Below are 22,034 nucleotides of genomic sequence, written 5' to 3'. Positions count from 1 at the left end.
CTTTACGGCATCGGTCCAGCCGTGTGGGCTCTGACCTGCGGATTCGCGCGAAAGTGATAGCAAAGGTCCCTTGCTTCCGCGCTCTGGCTTGTTACTGTACCTACTAGTAGGTACAGTACGGTCGTGGACAAGAGGGAACAGCTCATCGAAAGCACTCGCGAGCTTCTGTGGGAGCGCGGGTACGTCGGCACCAGCCCGAAGGCGATCCAGGAACGCTCCGGCGCCGGCCAGGGCAGCATGTACCACCACTTCCAGGGCAAGTCCGGACTCGCGCTCGCCGCGATCGGCCGCAACGCCGACGACCTGAGGACCAGAGCTGAAGCCGAGTTCTCCGGGCCCGGCACGGTCGTCGAGCGGGTCACCGCGTACCTGCGCCGCGAGCGCGACGCGCTCAAAGGCTGCCCGGTCGGCAGGCTTACCCAGGATCCCGACGTGATGGCCGATCCGGACCTGCGAAGGCCGATCGAGGAGGCCTTCGGCTGGGTCACCGGCCGTCTCGCCGAACTGCTCGACGAGGGTCGCGCGAACGGCGAACTCGACGCCTCGCTCGATCCCGCCGCCACGGCGATCGCGCTCGTCGCGGTCCTGCAAGGCGGTTACGTCCTCGCCCGCGCCGCCGGATCCACCGACGTGTTCGCGAAGGCCGTCGAAGGCGCCCTCGGACTACTCGCCGCCAAGGAGAACTGACATGCCCTTCGTCCGCATCGACGCCGTCGGCACCGACAACCTCGAAGCCCTCGGCAACGCCGTCCACGACGCGATGGTCGAGACGCTCGAGATCCCGGCCGACGACCGCTTCCAGGTCCTGAACGGCGGTGCCACTCTCAAGTACGACGACTACCTGGGGATCCACCGGGACGAGGGGGTCGTGTTCGTCGCGATCACCATGCGGCCGGGGCGCACCGACGAGCGAAAGAAGGCGCTGTACCGGCGGATCGCGGAACTCGCCGAGGAGTACGCGGGGACCGAACCGCGGAACGTGCTGATCACGATCAACGAGACCGATCTGGTCAACTGGTCGTTAGGCAACGGCGAAGCCCAGTACGCGTGATCACACGGCCCCGGCGGGAGTGGCGGCGAAGGCGCGCCGCTCCAGCAGCCACCACGTGTCGCGCCCGAAAGACCACGTCAGCAGACCCAGCGCGCCCAGCGTGACCACGAAACCGGCCCAGAGCGGCAGGACCGTCGAAGCCACCGCGACCAGCGCGATGCCCTGCACCGCCGCGACCGTCTTCCGCGCCATGCTCGGCGGCAGCGGATCGTTCAGCCACGGCCACAATCGGCCCGCGGCGACGAACACGTAGCGCATCGCGCCGATCGTGAGCACCCACGGGCCCAGCGACTGGGCGACGACCACGCTCAGGATCAGGATCAGATACGCGTCGACCTCCATGTCGAAGCGCGCGCCGAGGGGTGACGCCGTCCCGGTGCGGCGGGCGACCTGGCCGTCGACGGCGTCCAGGGCGAGCGCGACCGACGCGAGGACGACCATCGTGACGCTTCCCCGGCCCGCGGTGTCGACGACGAGCGCGGTCACACAGCCGACCAGCCCGGAGCGCCCGAGCGTGACGGTGTCGGCCGGGCCGAGGGAGCGCGCGGTGCTCCGGTTCAGGCCGTAGGTCAGGAATCCGCCGACGGCGATGCCGTAGGCCGCTCCGGCGATCCAGCCCAGCGGGCCGAGACCGGCGACGGCGTCCAGCGTTCCCAGCAACGCCAGTTGGACGAGGACCCCCAGGAAGATTCCGGGGTTCATCACGAGGCCTCCTCGTTATGGTGACGGTGACCCCGTTTTAGGGGCCGATGAGTGGACAAGACGAAAGACCCGTCTCCAAGGTCTGATGTGAATGGACAAGACGAAAGACCCGTCTCCAAGGTCTGATGTGAGCGGACAAGAGGGAAGACCCGTCTCCAAAGATCTGACATGAAAGGACACGATGGAACGCGCCTTCTGGTTCAGTGGTTCCGGTGGCGGCGAGCTGAGGCCGGTCACGCTCCCTCCGGTCGGTGACGGTGAGGTGCTGGTCCGCACCCTGTACAGCGGCGTGAGCCGGGGCACCGAGACGCTCGTCTTCCGCGGCGAGGTCCCACCGAGTCAACGCGAAGCCATGCGCGCACCGTTCCAGGATGGCGATTTTCCCGGCCCGGTGAAGTACGGGTACCTCAATGTCGGCGTGGTCGAACAAGGTCCGGACGGGCTCGCCGGGCAGGTCGTGTTCTGTCTCTACCCGCATCAGACCCGCTACGTCGTGCCCGCGTCGGCCGTCACGCCGGTGCCGCGCGAGGTGCCGCCGGAGCGCGCGATCCTCGCCGGGACGATCGAGACCGCCGTCAACGCCGTCTGGGACGCGGCACCGAAACTCGGCGACCGGATCGCGGTGGTCGGGGCCGGGATGGTCGGCAGCAGCGTCGCGAAACTGCTGTCCGGCTTCCCGGCGACCCGGGTCCAGCTGATCGACGTCGATCCGGCGCGCGCGAAGATCGCCGAAGCACTCGGTGTCGACTTCGCGGCACCGGAGGACGCGCTGGGCGACTGCGATCTGGTCGTCCACGCCAGCGCGAGCGAGGCCGGGCTGACGCGGTCGCTGGAACTGCTCGCGCCGGAAGGCGAGGTCATCGAGCTGAGCTGGTACGGCGACCGTCGCGTCACCATCCCGCTCGGCGAAAACTTCCACTCCCGACGGCTGGCGATCCGCTCCAGCCAGGTCGGCATGGTCTCGCCCGTTCGCCGCACGAATCGAAGCCACGGAGACCGTTTGGCGCTCGCCTTGCGCATTTTGTCGGACCCCGTCTTTAAGGTGCTGGTCAGCGGGGAATGCCGGTTCGACGAACTACCGGACGTCGTGGGGCGCTTGGCCGCGAATGAACCAGGAACGCTCTGCCTCCGTGTCTCGTATCAGGGGGAAGGCACGCAGTAGCCGCACGATCTGGGAGGTCCGTTGTTCAGCATCACCGTCCGCGACCACGTCATGGTTGCCCACAGCTTCCATGGCGAGGTCTTCGGGCCCGCGCAGAACCTGCACGGCGCGACCTTCGTGGTGGACGCGACGTTCCGCCGGTCCGGACTGGACAGCGACAACATCGTCGTAGACATCGGCAAGGCGACCGAAGAGCTCAAGGCGGTGCTCGCCGATCTGAACTACCGGAACCTCGATGACGTGCCGGAGTTCGCCGGGATCAACACCTCGACGGAGTTCCTGGCGAAGGTCATCGCCGACAGGCTCGCCGAGCGCGTCCACGCCGGAGCGCTCGGCGAGGGCGCCCGCGGGCTTGAGGGGATCACCGTGGCGCTGCACGAATCCCCTGTCGCGTGGGCGAGTTACGAGCGTGCGCTGTGACGGGCCTCCACGTCGTCCTGCCCAACGACATCGACGATCCGATCGCGCCGAGTGGCGGCAACGTCTACGACCGCCGCCTGTGCGACGGGCTCGCCGCGACCGGTGTGGAGGTCCACGAGATCGCCGTGCGCGGCAACTGGCCGCGGCCCGGCACCGAGGCGCGCAAGGTGCTGGCGCGCGAGCTCGCCGGACTGCCCGACGGTTCGGCCGTCCTGGTCGACGGGCTGGTCGCCTGCGGCGTGCCCGAGGTGATCGTGCCCGCGGCGCAGCGGCTGTCGATCGCGGTACTGGTGCATCTGCCGCTGGCCGACGAAACGGGACTTTCGCCTTCGCTCGCCGCCGAACTGGACCGGCTGGAGCGGGAGACGCTCGGCGCGGTCGAAGCCGTGGTCGCGACCAGCGCTTGGGCGGCGCGACGGCTGATCGAGCACCACGACCTCGCCCCGCATCGCGTGCACGCGGTGCCGCCCGGCGTCGACAAGGCCGAAATCTCGTCCGGGAGCCTCGACGGCACGCATCTCGTCTGCGTCGCCAACGTGACTCCGCGCAAAGGACAGGGCCTGCTCGCGGACGCGCTGAAGTCGCTCAAAGATCTTCCATGGTCCTGTGAATGCGTCGGCGCCATCCGCCGCGAGACCCGCTACGTCGAGCGCCTGCGGCGACACACCCTCGGCGACCGGTTCACTCTCACCGGGCCTCGGACCGGCGAAGCGCTCGAAGCCACGTACGCCGCCGCAGACCTTCTCGTGCTGCCTTCGCGCGCGGAGACCTACGGCATGGTCGTCACCGAGGCGCTCGCGCACGGCATCCCGGTACTGGCGACCGCTGTCGACGCCCTGCCGGACACGCTCGGTCAGGCACCCGACGGCAGTGTGCCCGGTCTGCTCGTCCCGGGTGAGGACGTCAACGCGCTGGCCGCGGCCCTTCGGCGCTGGCTCACTGAACCTGAACTGCGAGACCGGCTTCGCGCCTCCGCGCGCCTTCGCCGCGAGACGCTGACCGGCTGGGACACGACCGCCCGCGGGGTCGCCGCCGTGCTGCTGAACGCAAGGACGGCGGCATGACCAAATACGCCCCCAGCTGGCTGAGCTTGCGGGAGGACGCCGACGCGGCCGCTCGCGCGACCGGGCTGATCGAGCCGATCCGTTCCTTCTTGAAGACACAGGACGAAGTCGTGATCCGGGACCTCGGCTGCGGCACCGGATCGCTCGGCCGCTGGCTGGCCCGGCGGCTGCCCGGCCGCCAGCGCTGGATCCTGCACGACCGTGACGAAGACCTGCTCACGCACGCGCTGGCCCGCACCAGCCGTCCGGGGCACGCGGTGGACGGAAGCGAGGTGGATGTCGTCATCGAACAGTGTGACGTCACCGAGCTGCGCGCGGCCGACCTCGCCGGGACGTCGCTCGTGGCGGCGTCGGCGCTGCTGGACCTGCTCACCGCCGAGGAGCTGACGAAGCTGGCGGAAGCGTGTGTCGAGGCGGGCTGCGCGGTGCTGTTCACGTTGAGTGTTTCGGGCCGGGTGGTGCTGTCGCCCAAGGAAAAGTTCGACGTCGAGATCTCCGACGCCTTCAACGCGCATCAGCGCCGGGTGACCGGCGGCCGGTGGCTACTCGGCCCGGACGCGGTGGACGTCGCGTTCGGGGTCTTCGAACGGCTCGGCGCCACCGTGCGGCGCGCCCCGAGCCCGTGGCGGCTCGGCGCGGATCAGGCCGCGTTGACCGGGGAATGGCTCACCGGCTGGGTCGGCGCCGCATGCGAGCAGCGGCCGGAACTCGCGTCGGAAGGCGACGACTACCTGCGGTGGCGGCTCGCGCAATGCGCCGCGGGCGAGCTGAACGCGATGATCCACCACGAGGATCTCCTGGTGGTGCCGGCGTGAAACGGTTCTGGCCCTGGCTGCGGATCCTCGGCGCGCTCGGCATCCTCGCCGTGCTCGTCTGGCAACTGGGCACCAAGGCGTTCCTGGACGGACTGCGCGAGGTCGACGTCACCGGCGTCGCCGCCGCGCTCGGGATCGGCTTCGCCACCACGGTTTTCAGTGCCTGGCGGTGGTGCCTGGTCGCGCGGCGGCTGAGTCTCGAGCTGTCGTTGTGGGGCGCTGTCGGCGAGTACTACCGCGCGTTGTTCCTCAACGGCGTCCTGCCGGCGGGGGTGCTCGGCGACGTCAACCGCGCCGTGCGGCACGGCCGCGAATCCGGGGACGTCCCGCGCGGCGTCCGCGCGGTGGTGCTGGAGCGGACTGCCGGGCAAATCGCGGTCATCGGCGCTTCGGTCGCCGTCGTGTTCAGCACGCCTTCCGTGGTGCCGCCGCCGATGGACGGGGTCGTCATGGCCGCCGGGATCGTGGTCGCCGTGCTCGCCCTCGCGGCCGTCGTCACCGGGATGACGGCGGGAAAGCGCTGGATCCACAGTGGATCGAAGTGGCGCCGCGGGTTCGCCGTCACCCTCGCCGACGTCCGGCTGGGCCTGCTGGCCAAGGAGACCTGGCCCGGTGTGAGCCTGCTTTCGGTGGCCACCCTCGCCGGGCATCTCGCCCTGTTCGTCGTCGCCGCGCGCGCCGCCGGGGTCACCGCGCCGGTCGGGGAGCTGCTGCCGCTGATGATCCTCGCCTTGCTCGCGATGGGGCTGCCGCTGAACATCGGCGGCTGGGGCCCGCGCGAAGGCGTTTGCGCGCTGCTGTTCGGCGCGGCGGGGCTCGGTTCGGCGCAGGGTGTCACCGTGGCCGTCGTCTACGGCGTGCTCGCGCTCGTCGCGAGCCTTCCCGGCGCGGCCGTGCTGCTCGCGCGCTCTTTCAAGACTCACACGCCGGCCGCGCCGCGCCTCGGGGTACCCGTACGGATAGGAGAAACGCGATGACAGTGGAGAGGATCGTGGAGACCAGACTGCCGACCCGTTACGGCGTCTTCCGCGCGTACGGGTACTTGGACACCGACGGCACCGAGCAGATGGCGCTGGTGCACGGCGAGGTCGCGGGCTTCGACAAGCTGGCGCGGGTCCACTCGGAATGCCTGACCGGCGACGTGTTCGGCTCGATGCACTGCGAATGCGGTGACCAGCTGGCCGCCGCGCTTCAGGCGATCGTCGAGGTAGGCGCCGGAGTCCTCGTGTACGCCCAGGGACACGAAGGGCGCGGCATCGGTCTCCTCGCGAAGCTGAAGGCGATGCGGCTGCAGGACGAAGGACTCGACACCGTCGAGGCGAACATCGCGCTCGGACTGCCGGTGGACGCACGCGACTACGGTGCGGCGGCGGAGATCCTGACCGACCTCGGCGTGCGGTCGGTGCGGCTGCTGTCCAACAACCCGGCGAAGGTCGACCAGCTGAAGCGCCACGGCCTGCGGATCAGCGAGCGGGTGCCGCTGCTGGTCATGCCGAACGACGAGAACCTGCGGTACCTGCGGACGAAACAGGAGCGGATGCACCACTTCCTGCCGCACCTGGACGCGCTCGGCTCGGTGGGCTCCTGAGCTTCCCGCTCCCGCGGCCGGATGTTATGAACGGACCTTTCATAACAAAATTTGTTATGAAAGGTCCGTTCATAACAAACGGTTGAGCGTCTCCAGCGTCCCCGCGAAGGACCGCACGAGCGACTCCAGCACCAGCCGTCCCTTTTCCGCCGTCCCCAGCGAAGGCCGCCCCACCACACCGGACTCCGAGTACGGCCGCAGCCCGACCGTCAGCAGGTGCCGCCGGTCGTCGGCCAGGTGGTCCGCCTCCGCGAAACCGGGCCGGACCAGCGAAGGATGTGCGTGCAGCAGAAGGGAAGTCTCCAGTTCACCGGCGTGCATGTCGCTGTCCAGCGACGTCTCCAGCCTGGCCGCGTCATGTGCCGCCTGCCAGCCTTCGACACCGGGGAACAGCGCCATCGGCGAGGAGGACTCCTGGACCACATTGGACAGGACGTAGTTGCCGCCGTGCGCGTTCACCAGCACCAGTTTCGGCACCCCGGAGCGGCGCAGCGAGGCGGCGACGTCGTTCACCACGGCGTACAGCGTCGCGGCCGAGATGCTGACCGTCCCCGGCCAGTCCGCGTGTTCGTGCGAGCAGGCGATCGTGATCGGCGGGAGCCGCAGCACCGGGTACGCCGAGGCGAGGGCGTCGGCGATGGTCGTCGCGATCACCGCGTCGGTGGCGAGAGGGAGGTGCGCGCCGTGCTGTTCGAAACTGCCGATCGGCAGCACCGCGACGTCGGCGCCCCGGGCGCGCTCGTCGGCCGTCGTGGCCGTCGGGAACAGGTTCACCGGGCTACGGTACCCAGATGACCGACCACGCCGCATTGTCGTCCGTCGCCCGCGAGGCCGTCGCCAAGGCGACCGGGATCATCCGCTCGATGACGTCGTTCTCCGTTGCCGCCAAAGGCGATCGTGACATGGTGACCGACGTCGACCTCGCCGTCGAGGACGCCGTGCGCGAATTCCTGGCCCGCGAGACCCCGGAGATCGGCGTCCTCGGCGAGGAACGCGGGCACGTGGGCGACAAGGACCTCTGGTGGGCGCTCGACCCGGTCGACGGCACGGCCAACTTCGCGCGCGGCATCCCGCTGTGCGGCGTTTCGCTCGGTCTTGTGGACGGTCTCAAGAGCACGGTCGCGGCGATCTCCCTGCCGTTCCTCGGCATCACGTACACCGCTGTCGAAGGCCAGGGCGCGTACGTGGGTGAGGAGCGTCTCGAAGCCTCGAAGGCGACGAAGCTGTCCGACGCGATCGTGTCGATCGGCGACTTCGCGGTCGGTGAGGGCGCGGAGGTCAAGAACCGCGTCCGGATGGCGTTGCTGGCCGAACTCGGCGGCCGTGTGCAGCGAATCCGGTTCCTCGGGTCCGCGGCGATCGACCTGGCCTGGGTCGCGCACGGCAAACTGGAAGCGAGCGTCATCCTCGCCAACAAACCGTGGGACACGATGGCGGGTGTCCTGCTGGTCCGCGAGGCCGGGGGAATGGTCGTCGACATCGACGGCGGTGACCACACGGTGCGCTCGGCGGCCACGATCGCGGCCGGGGCGGGACTGCGTGACGAGATCGTCGCCGCCATCGCGCGGGTGACCGGTTGAAACTTTCTTCGCCCCGAAGGTGAACCGTCCGGGCTTCGCCTCCGTGTCTCCTGGTAAGGCCGCCGTCCGCACCTGGAGGTAATCCGTGGTCACCTCACCCGATCGTGGCACGGAACCGGTGGTGTTCGTCCTGCCCGGCGACGCCGAGGACACCAGTGGCGAGTACGACCGCCGGATGTGCCAGAACCTCCCCGCCACCGGCCTCCCGTTGCTGGAACTGCCGATCGCCGGTGAGTGGCCGGCGCCGGGTCCGCCGGCCCGGTCGAGACTCGCCCGGTCGCTCACCGCGTTACCCGACGACACCGTCGTCCTGATCGACGGCACGGTCGCCTGCGGTGTCCCCGAGATCGTGATCCCGCACGCCCGGCGGCTGCGGCTGGCCGTCCTGGTGCACCGGCCGCTGGCCGACGATCCCGCACTCGATCCGGCGCGGGCCGCCGAACTCGACGCGTGCGAACGGGAGACCCTGCGGCTGGCGGGAATGATCGTCGCCACCGGGCCGTGGCTCGCGCGGCAGCTGATCGACCGGCACGACCTCGACCCCACCCGCGTCTACGTCGCGACCCCCGGTACGGACGCGGCGCCGCTCGCCGTCGGCGCCGACGGCGTATCCCGGCTGCTCTGTCTCGCGCCGATGACCGCGCGTCACGGCCAGGACGTGCTGATCCAGGCGCTCTCGATGATCGACGAACTGGCGTTCAAATGCGTGTTCGCCGGGGCGACGCACCACGATCCGGCCTACGTCGACGAACTGCGCTGGACGGTCGAACGGCTCGGCCTCGGCTCACGGATCAGCCTCATCCAGCCGCCGGACGACCTCGACCTGGTCTACGACGGCGCGGATCTGCTCGTCCTCCCGTCGAGGGGCGGCTCGTCCGGACTGGTCGTCGCCGAGGCGCTGGCACGCGGGATTCCCGTGGTGGCCACCGAAACCGCCGGCACGCGCGACGCGCTCGGCATGGCGCCCGGCGGCGGAGTCCCCGGCATGCTGGTGCCGCCGAACAATCCGTCGGCGCTCGCGACGGCGCTGGCCCGCTGGTCGCTCGACGCCGAACTCCGGCATTCACTGCGGACGTCGGCGCTCGCGCGGAGCAGCGTCCTCGAAGAGTGGGACGTCGCCGCGGGCAGGCTCACCGACGTCCTTTCCCGGTTGCGGGCCACACCGCGTCAGCTGGCTTGATCATCGCCCGGAAGCAGCTATCGGGCCGATCATCGGCTCGGTTGACTTGGCGGCATGCGAATCGTCGATCTTGCGTCCCGCCCCGACCTCCTCGGTCCCGCGCTGAAACTCGGTGATGTCGGAGGTGAGTTCATCTACCGGGGTTTCAGCGGCAAGATGATCACCCCGGAACGGTTCCTGCGGCACTGGGCCCGGTATTTCCTGATCGCGCTGGACGACGACGGCGTGCCGATCGCGCGGGCACTGTCGGTTCCGCTGACCTATCCCGCCGAGGACCGCCGGGAACTGCCGGAACACGGCTGGGACGAAGCGATCCAGTGGGCCGCGCAAGACCTCATGGACGGCCGCGCGCCGGACACGCTGTGCGCGCTCGAAGTCGTCGTGGCCCCGAAAATGCGCGGGACGGGCCTCTCCACCCCGATGCTGAAGGCGCTCAAGGCGCGGGCGGCGGAGACGGGACTGAAGCGGCTGATCGTCTCGGTGCGCCCGATCGGCAAAGAGGACGAGCCGGACGTCCCCATGGAGGAGTACGCCGTCCGGCGCCGTGAGGACGGGCTGTTCGCCGACCGCTGGCTGCGCACCCACGAACGGCTCGGCGCGCGGATGATCAAGGTCTGCCCGTTCGCCGTGACCATCTCGGGCTCGATCGCGGACTGGCAGAGGTGGACCGGCGTCAAACTCGCCGACGGCGACAACGTGATCCCCGGCGGGATCGCGCCGGTGCACGCGAACGTCGAGCGGGACTGCGGGGTCTACGTCGAGGCGAACGTGTGGATGGTGCACCCCTTCTGACCGTCCTCACCACTCACGACTCACCCGGCCGCCATGCAGGGTGTCGCGAAAGCCACTTTCGGGACGTCTGACGTCTCGAAAGTGGCTTTCGCGACACGGCCACTGGGCAGTCGCCGGGTGCTAGGCGAGGGCGGCGCTGAGCGGCTGCCCCGCCGCCCGTTCGGCGCGCGCGACGAACTCCTTCACCAGCGCCTGGGCTTCAGGTACAGCCTCACCGATCGCCGTCGCGGCTTCGGCCAGTTTCTCGACGACGTCGCTTTCGAGCACCGGATCGTGGTTCAGCCGGGCGGCCTCGGTGAGCCGCTTCAAGGCGATGGTCGCTTTCGCCCGTGCCCGCGGAGCGTCGCCGAGAGCCCGCAGGATGCCAGGTCCGTGCGCGACCAAGCCGTCGTACAGCTCCCGCGAAGAGCCCATGTGCCGGGCCAGGACCTCCGCGGCTTCGCTCAGCAGCAAGCTGTCCGGACCGGTCGGGCACACTATTTCCAGCAGGAGTTCCATGATCGCCGGGCCGATCTCTTCGATCACGTTGTAGACCTCGGAGTACGGCGGCTGGAAGGCCCCGAGGTAGTCGCCGCCGACCGGGGGTTTGCCGGTCTCGATGCAGAACGTCCGCACCTTCCTCAGTGCCGGGTTCACGAAATGCCGGGAGAACGTGTAGTCGTCGACGGTCGCCGTCGTCGGGTACAGCCCGAAGCTCTGCTGAAGGGTGTAGGTCCGGCCGTGCGCCTTCGGGATGACGTCGCGCATCCGGTTCCCGACGCGGAGGAACCAGTCCAGATCGCCTTGCGGGATGTACTCGCGGTAGCGCCCGTCGTTCGGGACGCCACGATCCGGGTTCGGCACCCGGAAGTTCTGCGCGGGATCGGTGGTCTGGTTGTCGTCGTCACCCCACGGGTGGAGGATCAGCTCGCTGTAGGAATGCAGGTCCAGTACGGCCGTGATGTGCGGGAAGGTGTCCAGCAGCCAGCGGATGTCGCGGGTCTCCGGCTCGGAGAACGCGTGCGGCCCGCGGTAGACCTCACTCGCCGGGTCGGTGCTGGTGCCGAGTCCGCTGTCGAAGAGGAAGTCGTAGTTGCGGTTGAGGTCGACGCCGCGGCTGTTCCCCCGCCACATCCGCAGATGCTCCGCGGACATGACGATGTCGCGGCCGTCCGGGTTGACCATCGGGACCACGAAGATGTCCAGGCTGTCGACCAGCAGCTTGACGATGCTGTACCCGTAATCGCTGCCCGGGTAGTACACCGACGTCTGGGACGAGAGGGCGTAAGCCATCCGGAAGATCCAGTTGTACAGCACTTCGGGGTTCATCAGTTCGCGCGCGTGTGCCCCGGCCATCAGGATCACGCCCGGCCTTTCGGCCCGGTCGCCGCCGCGCATCCGCAGCGCGGACATGGGTTTCCCCTGGACCGACCGCTCGGGAAGCTGGATCCGGGACAGGGTGTCAGGCAAGGACTGGGCCATGTCGCGGATCAGGCCTTCGAACTGGATCGAGTCCCGGTAACCGGGCGGTACGGCGGTTTCCGGCCCGGCGGAGAGGGTCCGTGTTCCGGGATCCGGAGCGGTCTCCAATGGCGCGGCTTCGACGTCGGGATGGACCAGGACGTCGTGGCCGCTGTCGGCGATCGCCGCGATCTCCGCGTCGCGGAGGTAACCGTCGATCGCCGCGCCGTCCGCGGTCTCCCTGGCGGTGGAGGGGAACAGGTCGAGCCCGCGCTGGGCGAGCAGGCGGAGCGCGTCGCGGTCGTCGACGGAAACCGTGACGAAATGCCGTGCGGCCTCGGTGTCGGGCATGTGGGGTCCCCTCTGTGGTCGGTACGCCGACGACGGTAGGGATCACCGATTGCCGTCACAGGGGCGGAATGGACCTGCTTTCGGGTGGCCATAGGGGCATTACTCGCGATTTCCGGCAGGAAGATCTCATCGGTGGCGCCGGCTCCCCGTCACGCGGCACAGTGGGTCCATGGGTATCGCACGAGTCGGGTTCGCCGGGCTGGGCAGCATGGGCGGGCCGATGGCACTGAACCTGGCGCGGGCCGGGATCCCGTTGCTCGTCTGGAATCGCACTCCCGGAAAGACTTCGGAGCAGGTGGCCGCGGGGGCCGAGGCGGTCGAGGACGTGGCGGAACTGTTCGCGCGGTGCGAGGTCGTGATCCTGATGCTGAAGGACGCGGCCGCCGTCGACGCCGTGCTCGACCGCGGGCGGCCCTCGCTCGCCGGGCGCACCATCGTCCACATGGGAACGACGGCGCCGGAGCACTCCCGCCAGATCGAGGCCGGACTCCTCGCGGCCGGGGCGAAGTACGTGGAGGCGCCGGTTTCCGGTTCGCGGGTCCCGGCCGAGGCGGGTGAGCTGGTCGCCATGCTCGCGGGTGATCCGGGCGCGATCACCGAGATCCGGGAGCTGCTCGGGCCGATGTGCCGGGAAACCGTGGACTGCGGACCGATCCCCAGCGCCCTCCTGATGAAGCTGGCGGTCAACGTCCATCTGACGTCGGTCATGACCAGCTTGGCCGAGACCGTCCACTTCGCGCGGGCGCACGGGCTCGACCTCGGACTGCTCGCCGACGTCCTCGGCGCCGGGCAGCTGGCCAGCCCGATCCTGCGGGTCAAGGCGTCCAAACTGGTCGACGAGGATTTCGCGCCGCAGGCCTCGATCGCGAACGTCCTCGCCAACGTCGAAGTGATCGCGGCGGCGGCAAGGGAAGCGGGACTCACCCTGCCGCTGCTCGAGGCGTCCCACGCCCTCTACGCCGAGACCGCGCGGCGCGGGTTCGGCGCGGAGGACGTGGTCGCCGTCGTCAAGGCGCTCGGAACGCGGTGACGTCAGCCGCGCAGGGCCGTCGCGATCCGGCCCGCCGCGGCGAAGGACTCCTCCTCCGGTTCGCCGAGCAGGGGGAGCAGGATGACGGACTCGGTCCCGGCCGCGTACAGCGCGCGGACCTGCTCGACACAACGGTCGAGCGTGCCGCTGACGCTCAGCCTGTCGATCCACTCCGGACGGAGCCGCCGCGCCAAGTCGTCCCCGGCGGTCTCGACCTCGGCCAGCAGTTCGGCGCCGAAGTCCAGCGGCGCCAGCGCCGGTCCCGAGTTCGGCCCGATCGCGGAAGCGACGTCGGCGCGCGCCCGCTCACGGGCCCGCTCGGGATCGGCGTCGAGGGACAGCCAGTTGTAGGTGGCGATCGTATGACCCTCGACGCCGATGAGTTCCCGCGTCGCGCGAACGTACTCCGGGGTCGCCGGTTCGGCCAGGAGGGTCCCGTCGGCCACCCGGCCCCCGGCGGCGAGGGACTTTGGGCCGCGGACGCCGGCGACGATCTTCGGCGGCACCGCGGGCGGGAATTCCAGCTGGACGTCGTCGAGCCGGACATGCCTGCCCTCGAAGGAAACGCGTTCACCGGCCAGCAGCCGCCGGATGACGGCCAGCGTTTCCTCGAACGCGGCCAGCGCCGACTTCGGCCACGCGTTGATCTGCCGCATCCAGCTCGGCACGCCGTGCCCGAATCCGACGATCAGGCGGCCCGGGTACAGCTCCGCCAGTGCCGCGATCTCCATCGCCGCGATGGCGGGATTCCTGGCGACGGCGGGCATGATGCCGATACCGAGGGTGATCTTCTCGGTCGCCGCCAGCACCGCCGACGCCGTGGCGATCCCGCCCGCGTAGAAGCAGTCCTCGACGATCCAAACCTCGTCCAGGCCCTCCTGTTCCGCGCGGCGGGCAAGGCCGGTCAGCCTGGTGGCAGGCAATTCTCGCGGAATCCTGACCCCGAGCCGTGAAACCATGGTGCTCTCCATTCTCAACCGCGCCGCAGCACACGTGGCAAGTATTCTCCTTGCGGTCGACGGGTCGTGGTCGGTCCTCGACCGTGACGGTGTCTCGTCCTGGAGACAGGCGGCCCCTCAACGCAATTCGTCCTCTAGTTGCGGTAGTTGCGCGTGCAAGTACCGCATCCAGAGGACGAATCGCGAGGGGCGTCAGGCGTCGGTCACGCCAGGTATTCGGCAGCGGCGCGGAGGCTGACGTAGGAACCGCTGAACGTGTCGATCCGCGGCCCGTCACCGGTGTCCGGTCCCGGTGCCCCGGTCTCGACCCGGATGTAGTCCACGCCTGCCTCCCGGAGCCAGCTCAGGAACTCGCGGACCTCCGGGTGCCGGTGCGCCTCGCGCGTCACCACGACGAGGTCGCGCGCGCCTTGGGCGGCGTCGATCGCGACCGCGATCTCGTCCGCGGTGACCTTGAGCGCGCGGGTGCCGGGCACGAGTTCGGTCAGATGCGACCCGAGCCCCCACGGCATCGGGCCCGCCGCGATGATCGGCTCGGTCTCGACGTCGATCACCAGCGGCGGTCCGTCCAGCTTCGGCGAACCCTGGATCCGCAACGCCTTGCGCGCCGCCTCCAGGCCGAGCCGGTGTTCCACCGGGGAAAGAGGTGTCGACACCGGGGGAGTGCCGAGCGCGGCGACCCGCTCCGACGCCTCGGCCAGCCGCTCCAGCGGCAGTTCACCGGCCTCGACAGCGGCCGCGATGACCGCCGCGATCCGGTTCAGCTCGTCCTCTTCGAACGACACGCCACCCAGGCAGAGCGCGTCCGCCCCGGCGATCAGCGCTCGCACCGCCGCCCGGCCGACGCCCTCGGTCTTGCCGAGTTCGCCGGCGATCGCGCCCATGTCGAGCGCGTCGGTGATCACCGCGCCGGTGAAGCCGAGTTCGCCGCGCAGGACGTCGGTCAGCGCCTTCGGGTTGAGCGTCGCGGGCAGGTCACCCCACGCGGGCACGACGAGGTGCCCGGTCATCACCGAACGCACCCCCGCCGCGATCGCCGCCTTGAACGTGACGAGTTCGATCTCGTGCAGTTCCGCTTCGGTCCGGGGCAGGACCGGCAGCGCGTGATGCGAATCGTCGGTCGCCGCCCCGTGCCCGGGGAAGTGCTTCGCCGACGCGGCAACGCCGTACTTCTGCAGACCGGTGATGTACGCCGCGACGTGCGGCGACGCCTTCACCGGATCCGAGCCGAACGCCCGGACCCCGATGGAGGGATCCTCCGGCGTCAGGGTCAGATCCGCGCACGGGGCGAAGTTGATCGTGACCCCGCACGCGGCCAGCCGTTCGCCGAGGGCGGCGGCGACCGACGCCGTCAGCTCGACGTCGTCCGCGGCGCCGAGTGCGAGTGGTCCCGGGATGAACGAGCCGGTGGCGACGTCGAGCCTGGTGACGTCACCGCCCTCTTCGTCGATGCCGATGAGCACGTCGGGCCGTTCGGCCCGCAGCCGCGCGCTCAGCGCGGCCACCTGCTCGTCGTCGACCACGTTGCGGCCGAAGAGGATCACGCCACCGAGGCCGTCGGCCACCTTGCGCCGCAGCCAATCCGGTGCGGTGGTGCCGTCGAAGCCCGATACGAGAACGGAGCCGGCGAGCTTTTCCGGTGAAGACAAGGATTATCCCTTCACTGCGCCTGCGGTCAGGTTGGACACGAGTTTGCGCTGGACGAGGATGAAGAACACCAGCGCGGGGACGGCGTAGATGACCGACGCCGCCATGATGCCGCCCCAGTCGACGGAAAACGCCGTCCGGAACGAGGAAAGCCACACCGGCAGTGTCTGCTTGCTCTGGTCGCGCATGAACACGAACGCGAACAGGAACTCGTTCCACGCGGTGATGAAGCTGAACACCGACGTGGTCACCAGTCCCGGTGCGAGCAGCGGCAGCGTCACCCGGCGGAACGCGCCCGCCCGGCTGCATCCGTCGATCATCGCGGCCTCTTCGAGGTCGTACGGGATGCCGTTGACGAAGCCGTAGAGCATCCAGCACGTGAAGGGCAGTGTCGCGGCGAAGTACACCAGCAGCAGCGAAGGCAACTGGTTGAGCAGCCCGGCGTCCCGCATCAGCAGGTACATCGGGATCAGCAGTGCCTCGAACGGGGCGAGCTGGGCGATCAGCACCAGCAGCAGGAACCCCTTGCGGCCGCGGAATCGCATCCGGGCCAGGGGGACCGCGGCCAGCACGCCCGCGACGAGCGAGCACAGCACCGCGCCGATCGTGACGATCAGGCTGTTGGCGAGGTAGGTGGTGAAGCCGGGTTTCGTCAGCGCCGTGACGAAGTTGTCGAACGTCACCGAGAGCGGGATCAGGTCGTAATTCGGCGACAGGACCTCGCCCGGCGTCTTCAGCGCGGACGTGACCATCCAGTACGTCGGGAAGACGAACAAGAAGGCCACGATCACGCCGAACGTGCCGAGGCCGATCCGCTGTGCCAGGGATTTCTTCATGACAGGTCGGCCTCCTTCGAGCGCACCAGCAGCTGGACGTACCGGGCGGTGAGCAGGATCAGCACGAGCATCATCAGCAGGGCGGCGGTCGCCGCCAGGCCGAAGTGGTTGCCCGCGAGGCCCTTGAGGTACATGTAGACCGGCAGCGTCGTGCTGGCGCCGTCCGGCCCGCCCTGGCGGATCGCCCACACCTGGGCGAACAACTTGAAGTCCCACAGGACCGACAGGAACGTGACCATGGTCAGGATCGGCCGGATCGCCGGCCAGCTGACCGCCCAGAACGCCTGCCAGCCGTTCGCGCCGTCGATGCCCGCGGCCTCGTACTGCTCCTTCGGGACGCCGAGGAGCCCGGCGTAGAGCGTGAACGCCACGAACGGCACGGCCTGCCAGACGACCAGCAGGCCGATCACGGTCAGGGTGCTCGGGCCGGTGGAGAACCAGGAATGCCCGATGAAACTCTCGAAGCCGAGTTTCGCGAGCGTCTTGTTCAAAATCCCGTACTGCTGGTCGAAGATCCACTGGAAGACCGTGGTCGTCGCGAGCACCGGGGTCGCCCACGCGAGGATCAGCGCGACCTGCAGGATCACCCGGACCACCGGGTTGAGATGCCGCATCAGGAGCGCCATGAACAGCGCGAGCAGCAGGGTGGTGATCACGACCGCGGCGGTGAACACCAGCGTGCGGACGGTGATCTCCCAGAATTCGGGGTCGGACAGGATTTCGGAGAAGTTCGCGAATCCGACCCAGACCATCTCTCCGGAGACCAGCTCACGGAGGTCGAGCTTGCGGAAACTGATCCCGATCAGCTGCAGCGTCGGCCAGCCCAGCAGGTTCAGGATCGCGAGCAGCGCGGGAAGGAGAAGCAGATACGGCACCGTCCGTTCGCCGAAACGGAGACGCCGGTTCGATTTCGGGGGCTTGATGCGCGGCGAAGCCGGCGGGGTGGCCCCCGCCGGCGTCGTCACATCTTCGGTCGTGGTCATCCGCCGATGAGCTTGTCGAGCGCTGCGTTGGCGTCGGCGGTCGCCTGGTCGAGCGATTTCGTTCCGGTCAGGTAAGCGGTCAGCATGTCCTTGATCGGGTTCTGACCGGACTCGACGTCACCCCACTTGGGGCTGGTCGGCACGGCGCGGCCGTTCTTGGACGCCTCGGCCATGACCTTGGTGAGCGGGTTCGCGTCGAGCGCGGACACGTCGGTCGAGGTGCCGGGGACGTAACCGGCCTTGGCCAGCTCGGTCTGGTACTTCGGGGTGGAGAACAGCTTGACGTAGTCCTTGGCCGCGGCCGCGTTCTTGCTGTTGGCCGGGATGACCAGGTTCGAACCGCCCAGGAAGACCGGGGCCGACTTGTCGGCGGACTTGCCGGGGATCGGGAAGGCGCTCGACTTCTCCTTGATCGTCGGGTCGGTCTTCGCCGCGGTGTCGGCCTCACCCGGGACACCGATCATCATCGCGACCTTGCCCGCGCCGTAGATACCGGCCTGCTGCGGGGTGGCCTCGTCGGCGTCCTTCGGCGCCTTGGTGCCCGAAGCGTCGGTGAGCTGCTTGTAGAACTCGAGCCCGGCCTTGGCCTGCGGGGAGTCCAGGGTCGCCTTGAAGGACTTCCCGTTGGCCTGCGCGATGTCGCCGCCCTCGTCCCAGATGAACGACAGCAGCTCGTACCAGTTCTGGCCAGGCTGGTAGAGGGCCTGGAACTCGGGGTCGCTGCCGAACTTGGCCTTGAGCTTGGTGATCGCGTCGAGCCATTCCGCGCGGGTCTTGGGCGTCGCGGTGATGCCCGCCTGCTCGAACATGTCCTTGCGGTAGATGACCTCACGGTTGGCCGCGTAGAACGGGACGCCGTAGGTCTTGCCGTCGTACTCGCCCGAAGCCTTGAGGCCCTGGAGCCACTGGGCGCCGTTGAAGTCGCCGACGCTCGAGGTCAGGTCGGCGAGCACGTTCTGGTTCGCGAACGCGGGGGTCTGGGTGTTGCCCAGCTCGATCACGTCCGGCGGGTTGTCACTGGCCAGCGAGGTGGTCAGCTTCTGCTGGATGCCGTTCCACTGCTGGATCTCGTACTTGATCTTGACGCCGGGGTGTGCGTCTTCGAATTCCTTGTGGAGCGAGTTCGTCAAAGATTCGGGGGCGGTCCCGGTCATCAGCCAGACCGTGAGCGTGCCGTTCGAGGCCGGAGCGCTCGAATTCGTGCTGTCGCCACTGCCGGAACCGGCGCAGCCCGCCGTCGCGAGGGTGATGGCCGCGGCGCCCGCAGTCATCTTGAGCCAGCGCTTCACTCGTGCCGTCCTTTCGATGCCCGGCCACTGTGCCGGGCTCCCACAAAATGGTGTAGACCAATGTCGGCAGCGTGGTACGTACCACTCCGACTGTCAAGCAGGTGGCCGGTTCGTTGTAAACGAGCCGCAATCTTTCACCTTGAGTGAGCGCATGATCACGCTGATGATCGGATCACGGCACTGCCGTCAGGTGCTCGCGAGGCGCGCTGACATGCGGTTTTTCGTTGACTGTTCCGGTGATCGGTGCATTCGGCGGGAGCCTGTTGCGCCGTTCGGAGGAGGGCGGGCTCGCGTTCGCCTAGCGGTAGTCCTCGTCGTCAACGGGAGGTTCGATCCCGAGAAGCGCGCGGGTCTGATCTTGCCGGAACCACGCCACTGTCGCGGTGAAGATCAGCAGGATCAGGGGGAGGACCGGGTCGCCGTTGGCGAGGACGAACAACTCGGTGACACTCGCGCCCACCATGACGCCCGCCAGCAGCAGCGCCGACGGCCCGCCGAAGCGGGGGAGAAGCAGTCCGATCGCGCCGCCGACTTCGAGGACACCGGTGACGTATCGCAGCCACTGCCCGAGCCCGATCTCGGCGAAGGTCTGTTCGGTGTGACCGCCCGCGAACAGCAGGTAGCCGCTGTAGAGGAACTCGGCGGCGAGCGCGACGCGCACCACCCACAGCACGATCGAGCCGATGGGCAGGCTTCGGGTACCGCTGGTTCCTACGGGCATGCCGGGGATTTTTCTCCGGGGCGGGGTGGCTGGCAAGGTCGCCTCCAGAGGACTACTCGCGAGAGTTGGCCCTCTCAGGCAGCGGCGGGCGTTCTGGGGTGACGTTGGGTGAGGGTGTGTGGAGATAGGGACACTTAACCTGGAGCCAAACACCCCTTCCGGATCCGGTGGTCGCCGGGCCTGTGTGGATTTCGGGTCATCCCCAGCACCGAAGCGCAACTGGACGGTTGATTCCGTGAACATCACGTGAGGCGCTGTGGCTGTCTACAGAGGACGTTGTGCGAGTCGAACCGTCCGATTGGGTGCCGTACGTTCGTTCGCGTCGACAGGCATCCGACCTGTCACTTTTGTTCGCCGAGAAGTATCTGTTCGAGCAGCAGGTCGACATCGCGAGCGGACTCGGCTTCGCCTATCCGGTGGAACGTTTCGGCGGCGCGGAGCGCGCGGTGGGCGGCTTCCCGGACGCGGCCCGCGGCGCTGAGCACGTGGGCGGCGACGTGGTCGAGCTGCGCGACGAGGTGCTCCCTCGCGGGCGCGGTCTCGGTTTCCACCGCGTGCACGGCGGTTTCCGCGGCGTCGAGCGCGGTCAGCGCCGCCTCGAGATCACCGGAGCGTAGCTGGGAAAGCGTCGCGGCGTTACGGCAAGTGGCGGCCACGTATCCGCCGCCGATCGCCAGTGCCGCGTCGGCCGCCCGCGCGTAGAAGCCGGCGGCGTTCGCGCCGCAACCGAGCAGGTCCAGCTGTTCGGCGGCGGCCATGCTCACCGAGATGTAGGAATGCCCGGTGTCGCCCGATTCTTCGAGGATTTCGGCGAGGACGGCGTATTCGGTGAAGGCGCGCGAAGATTCGCCGAGCGCGCGGTAGGTGTCGGCGTACATCCAGCGACAGCGGTGGCCCCAGTCCGGCAGCCCGGTGAGCAGGTCGATGGCGCGGGGCGCGACGTCGAGCACCTCGTCGTAGCGGCCGGCGCCGTGCAGCGCGGTGACGAGGACGTACCACTGTTCGGCGGTGTCCTTGCCTCTCGACGCGGCGACGCCGAGGGACGCGTAGGCGTCGTCGACGGCTTCGGCGAAGCGGCCAGTGCCGATCAGGGACAGCGCCCGAAGCTGGCGGAGGTGCCCGCGCAACCGTTCCGGGCCACCGACGGGAAGCGTCGCCAGCAGGTGCTCCACGAAGACGTCCAGTTCGTCGAGCGATCCGGTGCGCTCATAGGCGATCCGGACCTGTTCGACGGCTTCGACGGCCTTCTCGCCGACGTTTCCGACGATGAACGCGTCCGTCGCCGCCCGCGCGAGTTCCAGTGTGGCCGCCGGATCCTCGCCGTCGCCGTTCCGCAGCGACGCGTCCAGGCACAGAAGAGTGCCGTGGAGCAAGGGATCGCCCGTCTCGCGGGCACGTTCGGCCCCGCGCCGCAGGACTTCGTACGCCTCGGGTGTCCTGCCCTGTCCGGAAAGCACGTGTGCCAGCCAGTATTCGCCCCAGCAGGCGGCGTGATCGTCGGCGCCCGCGCGCAACCGTGCGGCGGCCACCGTCGTCAGCGCGACGCCGGTCTCGGCCTGATCGTCGAAGACCAGCCACAGGCCGAGCCAGCACTGGTTGAGCAGGAACCGGGTTTCGTCGCCGTCCCGCCGGAACCCGGCGGCCGCGCGGCGGAGCCGTTCCTCGGTGTCGCCGTCCTGGAAGAAGATCGCGCGCAGTTCGGCCAGCCGCGGGGCGATCTCGTCACCGACGGTGCCGATCGCGGCGAGACAGGCGCGCGCCTCTTCCGCTTCGGACCGGTGGTTGTGGATTTCGGCCCGGACGACGAGTTCCTCCGCCGACAGGCCCGGTGGCGGCAGGATCGGTACCCGGGGGAGCGCGGAGGGCAGGAGCGGCACGAATTCCGCGACCGGTTTCGCGGTCATCTTCCGCTCGACGTGCTCGGTGAGGTAATCGGTCTGGTCTTCTCCGTCGAGTTCCTCGGCCTCGACGAACGCCGCCGCCCGCATCCGCCGATGCAGCAGGCGCAGGGAAAGCCCGTCGTACGGGCCGTTGAGAACGAACCGGGTCTCGCCGTATCCGGTTTCGATCAACCGGCGGGTGAGCAGGGCGGCCGACGCGAAGAACTCCATTCTGGCGATGGCGTCCGCGTGGTCACCGACACCGTCCAAAAGCGACAGAAGATCGAATCCGGTGTGCTCGTTGCCGGTGAGCGCGCAGAATTCCAGCCGCAGGGCGTGGTCGCCGTACCGGCGCGGGACGCCGGTCGAGGCCCTGGTCACCCAGCGGTAGGTCGACGCCGCCTCGGCGTGCTTGCCCGCGGCCGCCAGCGGCACCAAGGTCCGGCAGAGCCGGGTGATCTCGGCCCCGCCGGAGTCGGAGCCGCCCGCGTCCGCGCGGCGTGGTTCCACTTCCATGGTCCTGCCCCCAGAACATGACGTCGAC

The 22,034-nt window shown here is 69.1% G+C and carries 22 protein-coding genes and 1 pseudogene; 13 read left to right on the top strand and 10 right to left on the bottom strand.

The annotated features are described in order from the left end of the window. Positions 1–123: 123 nt before the first annotated feature. Together BS329_RS14875 and BS329_RS14870 are read left to right on the top strand one after the other, a co-directional pair. On the top strand, positions 124–687 hold the full coding sequence (locus BS329_RS14875; RefSeq protein WP_076160902.1) for a TetR/AcrR family transcriptional regulator: 564 nt from the start codon (positions 124–126) through the stop codon (positions 685–687). A gap of 1 nt (position 688) precedes the next feature. Next, positions 689–1,051 carry a tautomerase family protein gene (locus tag BS329_RS14870; protein ID WP_076160899.1) on the top strand — a complete coding sequence of 121 codons (363 nt, stop codon included), beginning with the start codon at positions 689–691 and terminating at the stop codon, positions 1,049–1,051. Here BS329_RS14870 and BS329_RS14865 read toward each other — a convergent pair whose 3' ends face one another. Continuing rightward, entirely contained in the window at positions 1,052–1,753 is a 702-nt protein-coding gene (locus BS329_RS14865) for a CDP-alcohol phosphatidyltransferase family protein (RefSeq protein ID WP_425266365.1), read from the bottom strand. Between the two features lie 181 nt (positions 1,754–1,934). On the opposite strand from BS329_RS14865, the gene BS329_RS14860 reads away from it, so the two are divergent. The 6 genes from BS329_RS14860 to ribA are packed head-to-tail and all read left to right on the top strand — an operon-like array spanning position 1,935 to position 6,802. Beyond that, positions 1,935–2,915 (top strand): zinc-dependent alcohol dehydrogenase, encoded by a 981-nt coding sequence (locus BS329_RS14860; RefSeq protein ID WP_076160893.1) that lies wholly within the window; start codon positions 1,935–1,937, stop codon positions 2,913–2,915. Positions 2,916–2,936: 21 nt separating this feature from the next. Continuing rightward, entirely contained in the window at positions 2,937–3,335 is a 399-nt protein-coding gene (locus BS329_RS14855) for a 6-pyruvoyl trahydropterin synthase family protein (RefSeq protein ID WP_076160890.1), read from the top strand. After that, positions 3,332–4,399, top strand: a complete 1,068-nt coding sequence (locus BS329_RS14850; RefSeq protein ID WP_076160887.1) for a glycosyltransferase family 4 protein — start codon at positions 3,332–3,334, stop codon at positions 4,397–4,399. Before BS329_RS14855 ends, BS329_RS14850 begins: the two co-directional genes overlap by 4 nt. Then, positions 4,396–5,214, top strand: a complete 819-nt coding sequence (locus BS329_RS14845; protein ID WP_076160884.1) for a class I SAM-dependent methyltransferase — start codon at positions 4,396–4,398, stop codon at positions 5,212–5,214. Before BS329_RS14850 ends, BS329_RS14845 begins: the two co-directional genes overlap by 4 nt. Then, the gene (locus BS329_RS14840; RefSeq protein WP_076160881.1) at positions 5,211–6,191 is read left to right on the top strand and encodes a lysylphosphatidylglycerol synthase transmembrane domain-containing protein; all 981 of its coding nucleotides are present in this window, start codon (positions 5,211–5,213) and stop codon (positions 6,189–6,191) included. The genes BS329_RS14845 and BS329_RS14840 overlap by 4 nt, the downstream gene beginning before the upstream one ends. Beyond that, the gene (gene ribA, locus BS329_RS14835) at positions 6,188–6,802 is read left to right on the top strand and encodes a GTP cyclohydrolase II (RefSeq protein WP_076160878.1); all 615 of its coding nucleotides are present in this window, start codon (positions 6,188–6,190) and stop codon (positions 6,800–6,802) included. The genes BS329_RS14840 and ribA overlap by 4 nt, the downstream gene beginning before the upstream one ends. Positions 6,803–6,871: 69 nt before the next feature. Here ribA and BS329_RS14830 read toward each other — a convergent pair whose 3' ends face one another. Beyond that, positions 6,872–7,576: a creatininase family protein gene (locus tag BS329_RS14830; RefSeq protein WP_084749710.1), complete on the bottom strand. Its 705-nt coding sequence runs from the start codon at positions 7,574–7,576 to the stop codon at positions 6,872–6,874. Positions 7,577–7,593: 17 nt separating this feature from the next. On the opposite strand from BS329_RS14830, the gene BS329_RS14825 reads away from it, so the two are divergent. The 3 genes from BS329_RS14825 to BS329_RS14815 all read left to right on the top strand — a co-directional run bounded on the left by BS329_RS14825 (position 7,594) and on the right by BS329_RS14815 (position 10,354). Beyond that, a complete protein-coding gene (locus BS329_RS14825; protein WP_076160873.1) occupies positions 7,594–8,382 on the top strand; it encodes an inositol monophosphatase family protein in 789 nt (262 codons plus the stop codon). 85 nt (positions 8,383–8,467) lie between these two features. Then, entirely contained in the window at positions 8,468–9,562 is a 1,095-nt protein-coding gene (locus BS329_RS14820; RefSeq protein ID WP_143253027.1) for a glycosyltransferase family 4 protein, read from the top strand. A gap of 54 nt (positions 9,563–9,616) precedes the next feature. Next, positions 9,617–10,354: a GNAT family protein gene (locus BS329_RS14815; protein WP_076160870.1), complete on the top strand. Its 738-nt coding sequence runs from the start codon at positions 9,617–9,619 to the stop codon at positions 10,352–10,354. A 120-nt stretch (positions 10,355–10,474) separates the two neighbouring features. Here the strand turns inward: BS329_RS14815 and BS329_RS14810 are convergent, their stop codons facing one another. After that, positions 10,475–12,145 carry a M14 family zinc carboxypeptidase gene (locus BS329_RS14810; protein ID WP_076160867.1) on the bottom strand — a complete coding sequence of 557 codons (1,671 nt, stop codon included), beginning with the start codon at positions 12,143–12,145 and terminating at the stop codon, positions 10,475–10,477. 133 nt (positions 12,146–12,278) lie between these two features. On the opposite strand from BS329_RS14810, the pseudogene BS329_RS45385 reads away from it, so the two are divergent. Both BS329_RS45385 and BS329_RS45380 read left to right on the top strand, forming a co-directional pair. Beyond that, positions 12,279–12,773 (top strand): annotated as a pseudogene (locus BS329_RS45385) (NAD(P)-dependent oxidoreductase); the annotation flags it as partial. Continuing rightward, positions 12,768–13,175: an NAD-binding protein gene (locus tag BS329_RS45380; RefSeq protein WP_341866330.1), complete on the top strand. Its 408-nt coding sequence runs from the start codon at positions 12,768–12,770 to the stop codon at positions 13,173–13,175. The pseudogene BS329_RS45385 and the gene BS329_RS45380, both read left to right, overlap by 6 nt. A gap of 2 nt (positions 13,176–13,177) precedes the next feature. Here BS329_RS45380 and BS329_RS14800 read toward each other — a convergent pair whose 3' ends face one another. The 7 genes from BS329_RS14800 to BS329_RS14770 form a co-directional block, all read right to left on the bottom strand. Further along, entirely contained in the window at positions 13,178–14,134 is a 957-nt protein-coding gene (locus BS329_RS14800) for an LLM class flavin-dependent oxidoreductase (protein ID WP_076161122.1), read from the bottom strand. A 203-nt stretch (positions 14,135–14,337) separates the two neighbouring features. After that, positions 14,338–15,783: a glycoside hydrolase family 3 protein gene (locus tag BS329_RS14795; RefSeq protein ID WP_076160865.1), complete on the bottom strand. Its 1,446-nt coding sequence runs from the start codon at positions 15,781–15,783 to the stop codon at positions 14,338–14,340. Between the two features lie 3 nt (positions 15,784–15,786). Next, on the bottom strand, positions 15,787–16,617 hold the full coding sequence (locus BS329_RS14790) for a carbohydrate ABC transporter permease (RefSeq protein ID WP_076160862.1): 831 nt from the start codon (positions 16,615–16,617) through the stop codon (positions 15,787–15,789). Beyond that, positions 16,614–17,600: a carbohydrate ABC transporter permease gene (locus BS329_RS14785; protein ID WP_076160859.1), complete on the bottom strand. Its 987-nt coding sequence runs from the start codon at positions 17,598–17,600 to the stop codon at positions 16,614–16,616. The genes BS329_RS14790 and BS329_RS14785 overlap by 4 nt, the downstream gene beginning before the upstream one ends. Further along, on the bottom strand, positions 17,597–18,889 hold the full coding sequence (locus tag BS329_RS14780; RefSeq protein ID WP_076160856.1) for an extracellular solute-binding protein: 1,293 nt from the start codon (positions 18,887–18,889) through the stop codon (positions 17,597–17,599). Before BS329_RS14780 ends, BS329_RS14785 begins: the two co-directional genes overlap by 4 nt. A gap of 298 nt (positions 18,890–19,187) precedes the next feature. Beyond that, complete coding sequence (locus BS329_RS14775; RefSeq protein WP_076160853.1) at positions 19,188–19,610, bottom strand: DoxX family protein; 423 nt, start codon at positions 19,608–19,610, stop codon at positions 19,188–19,190. 341 nt (positions 19,611–19,951) lie between these two features. Further along, on the bottom strand, positions 19,952–22,006 hold the full coding sequence (locus BS329_RS14770) for an ATP-binding protein (protein ID WP_076160850.1): 2,055 nt from the start codon (positions 22,004–22,006) through the stop codon (positions 19,952–19,954). Positions 22,007–22,034: the final 28 nt, after the last annotated feature.

The sequence above is a fragment of the Amycolatopsis coloradensis genome, assembly GCF_001953865.1.
Classification (GTDB): Bacteria; Actinomycetota; Actinomycetes; order Mycobacteriales; family Pseudonocardiaceae; genus Amycolatopsis; species Amycolatopsis coloradensis.
The sequence above is the reverse complement of the archived record's forward strand: the minus strand, read 5'-3'. Positions and strand labels throughout refer to the sequence as shown.

Bases quoted from the DNA above. Each gene is read 5' to 3' on its own strand.
- BS329_RS14870 (WP_076160899.1), top strand. From the start codon at position 689: ATGCCCTTCGTCCGCATCGACGCCGTCGGCACCGACAACCTCGAAGCC.
- BS329_RS14865 (WP_425266365.1), bottom strand. From the start codon at position 1,753: ATGAACCCCGGAATCTTCCTGGGGGTCCTCGTCCAACTGGCGTTGCTG.
- BS329_RS14860 (WP_076160893.1), top strand. From the start codon at position 1,935: ATGGAACGCGCCTTCTGGTTCAGTGGTTCCGGTGGCGGCGAGCTGAGG.
- BS329_RS14845 (WP_076160884.1), top strand. From the start codon at position 4,396: ATGACCAAATACGCCCCCAGCTGGCTGAGCTTGCGGGAGGACGCCGAC.
- ribA (WP_076160878.1), top strand. From the start codon at position 6,188: ATGACAGTGGAGAGGATCGTGGAGACCAGACTGCCGACCCGTTACGGC.
- BS329_RS14825 (WP_076160873.1), top strand. From the start codon at position 7,594: ATGACCGACCACGCCGCATTGTCGTCCGTCGCCCGCGAGGCCGTCGCC.
- BS329_RS14815 (WP_076160870.1), top strand. From the start codon at position 9,617: ATGCGAATCGTCGATCTTGCGTCCCGCCCCGACCTCCTCGGTCCCGCG.
- BS329_RS14810 (WP_076160867.1), bottom strand. From the start codon at position 12,145: ATGCCCGACACCGAGGCCGCACGGCATTTCGTCACGGTTTCCGTCGAC.
- BS329_RS45380 (WP_341866330.1), top strand. From the start codon at position 12,768: ATGTGCCGGGAAACCGTGGACTGCGGACCGATCCCCAGCGCCCTCCTG.
- BS329_RS14800 (WP_076161122.1), bottom strand. From the start codon at position 14,134: ATGGTTTCACGGCTCGGGGTCAGGATTCCGCGAGAATTGCCTGCCACC.
- BS329_RS14790 (WP_076160862.1), bottom strand. From the start codon at position 16,617: ATGAAGAAATCCCTGGCACAGCGGATCGGCCTCGGCACGTTCGGCGTG.
- BS329_RS14785 (WP_076160859.1), bottom strand. From the start codon at position 17,600: ATGACCACGACCGAAGATGTGACGACGCCGGCGGGGGCCACCCCGCCG.
- BS329_RS14775 (WP_076160853.1), bottom strand. From the start codon at position 19,610: ATGCCCGTAGGAACCAGCGGTACCCGAAGCCTGCCCATCGGCTCGATC.
- BS329_RS14770 (WP_076160850.1), bottom strand. From the start codon at position 22,006: ATGGAAGTGGAACCACGCCGCGCGGACGCGGGCGGCTCCGACTCCGGC.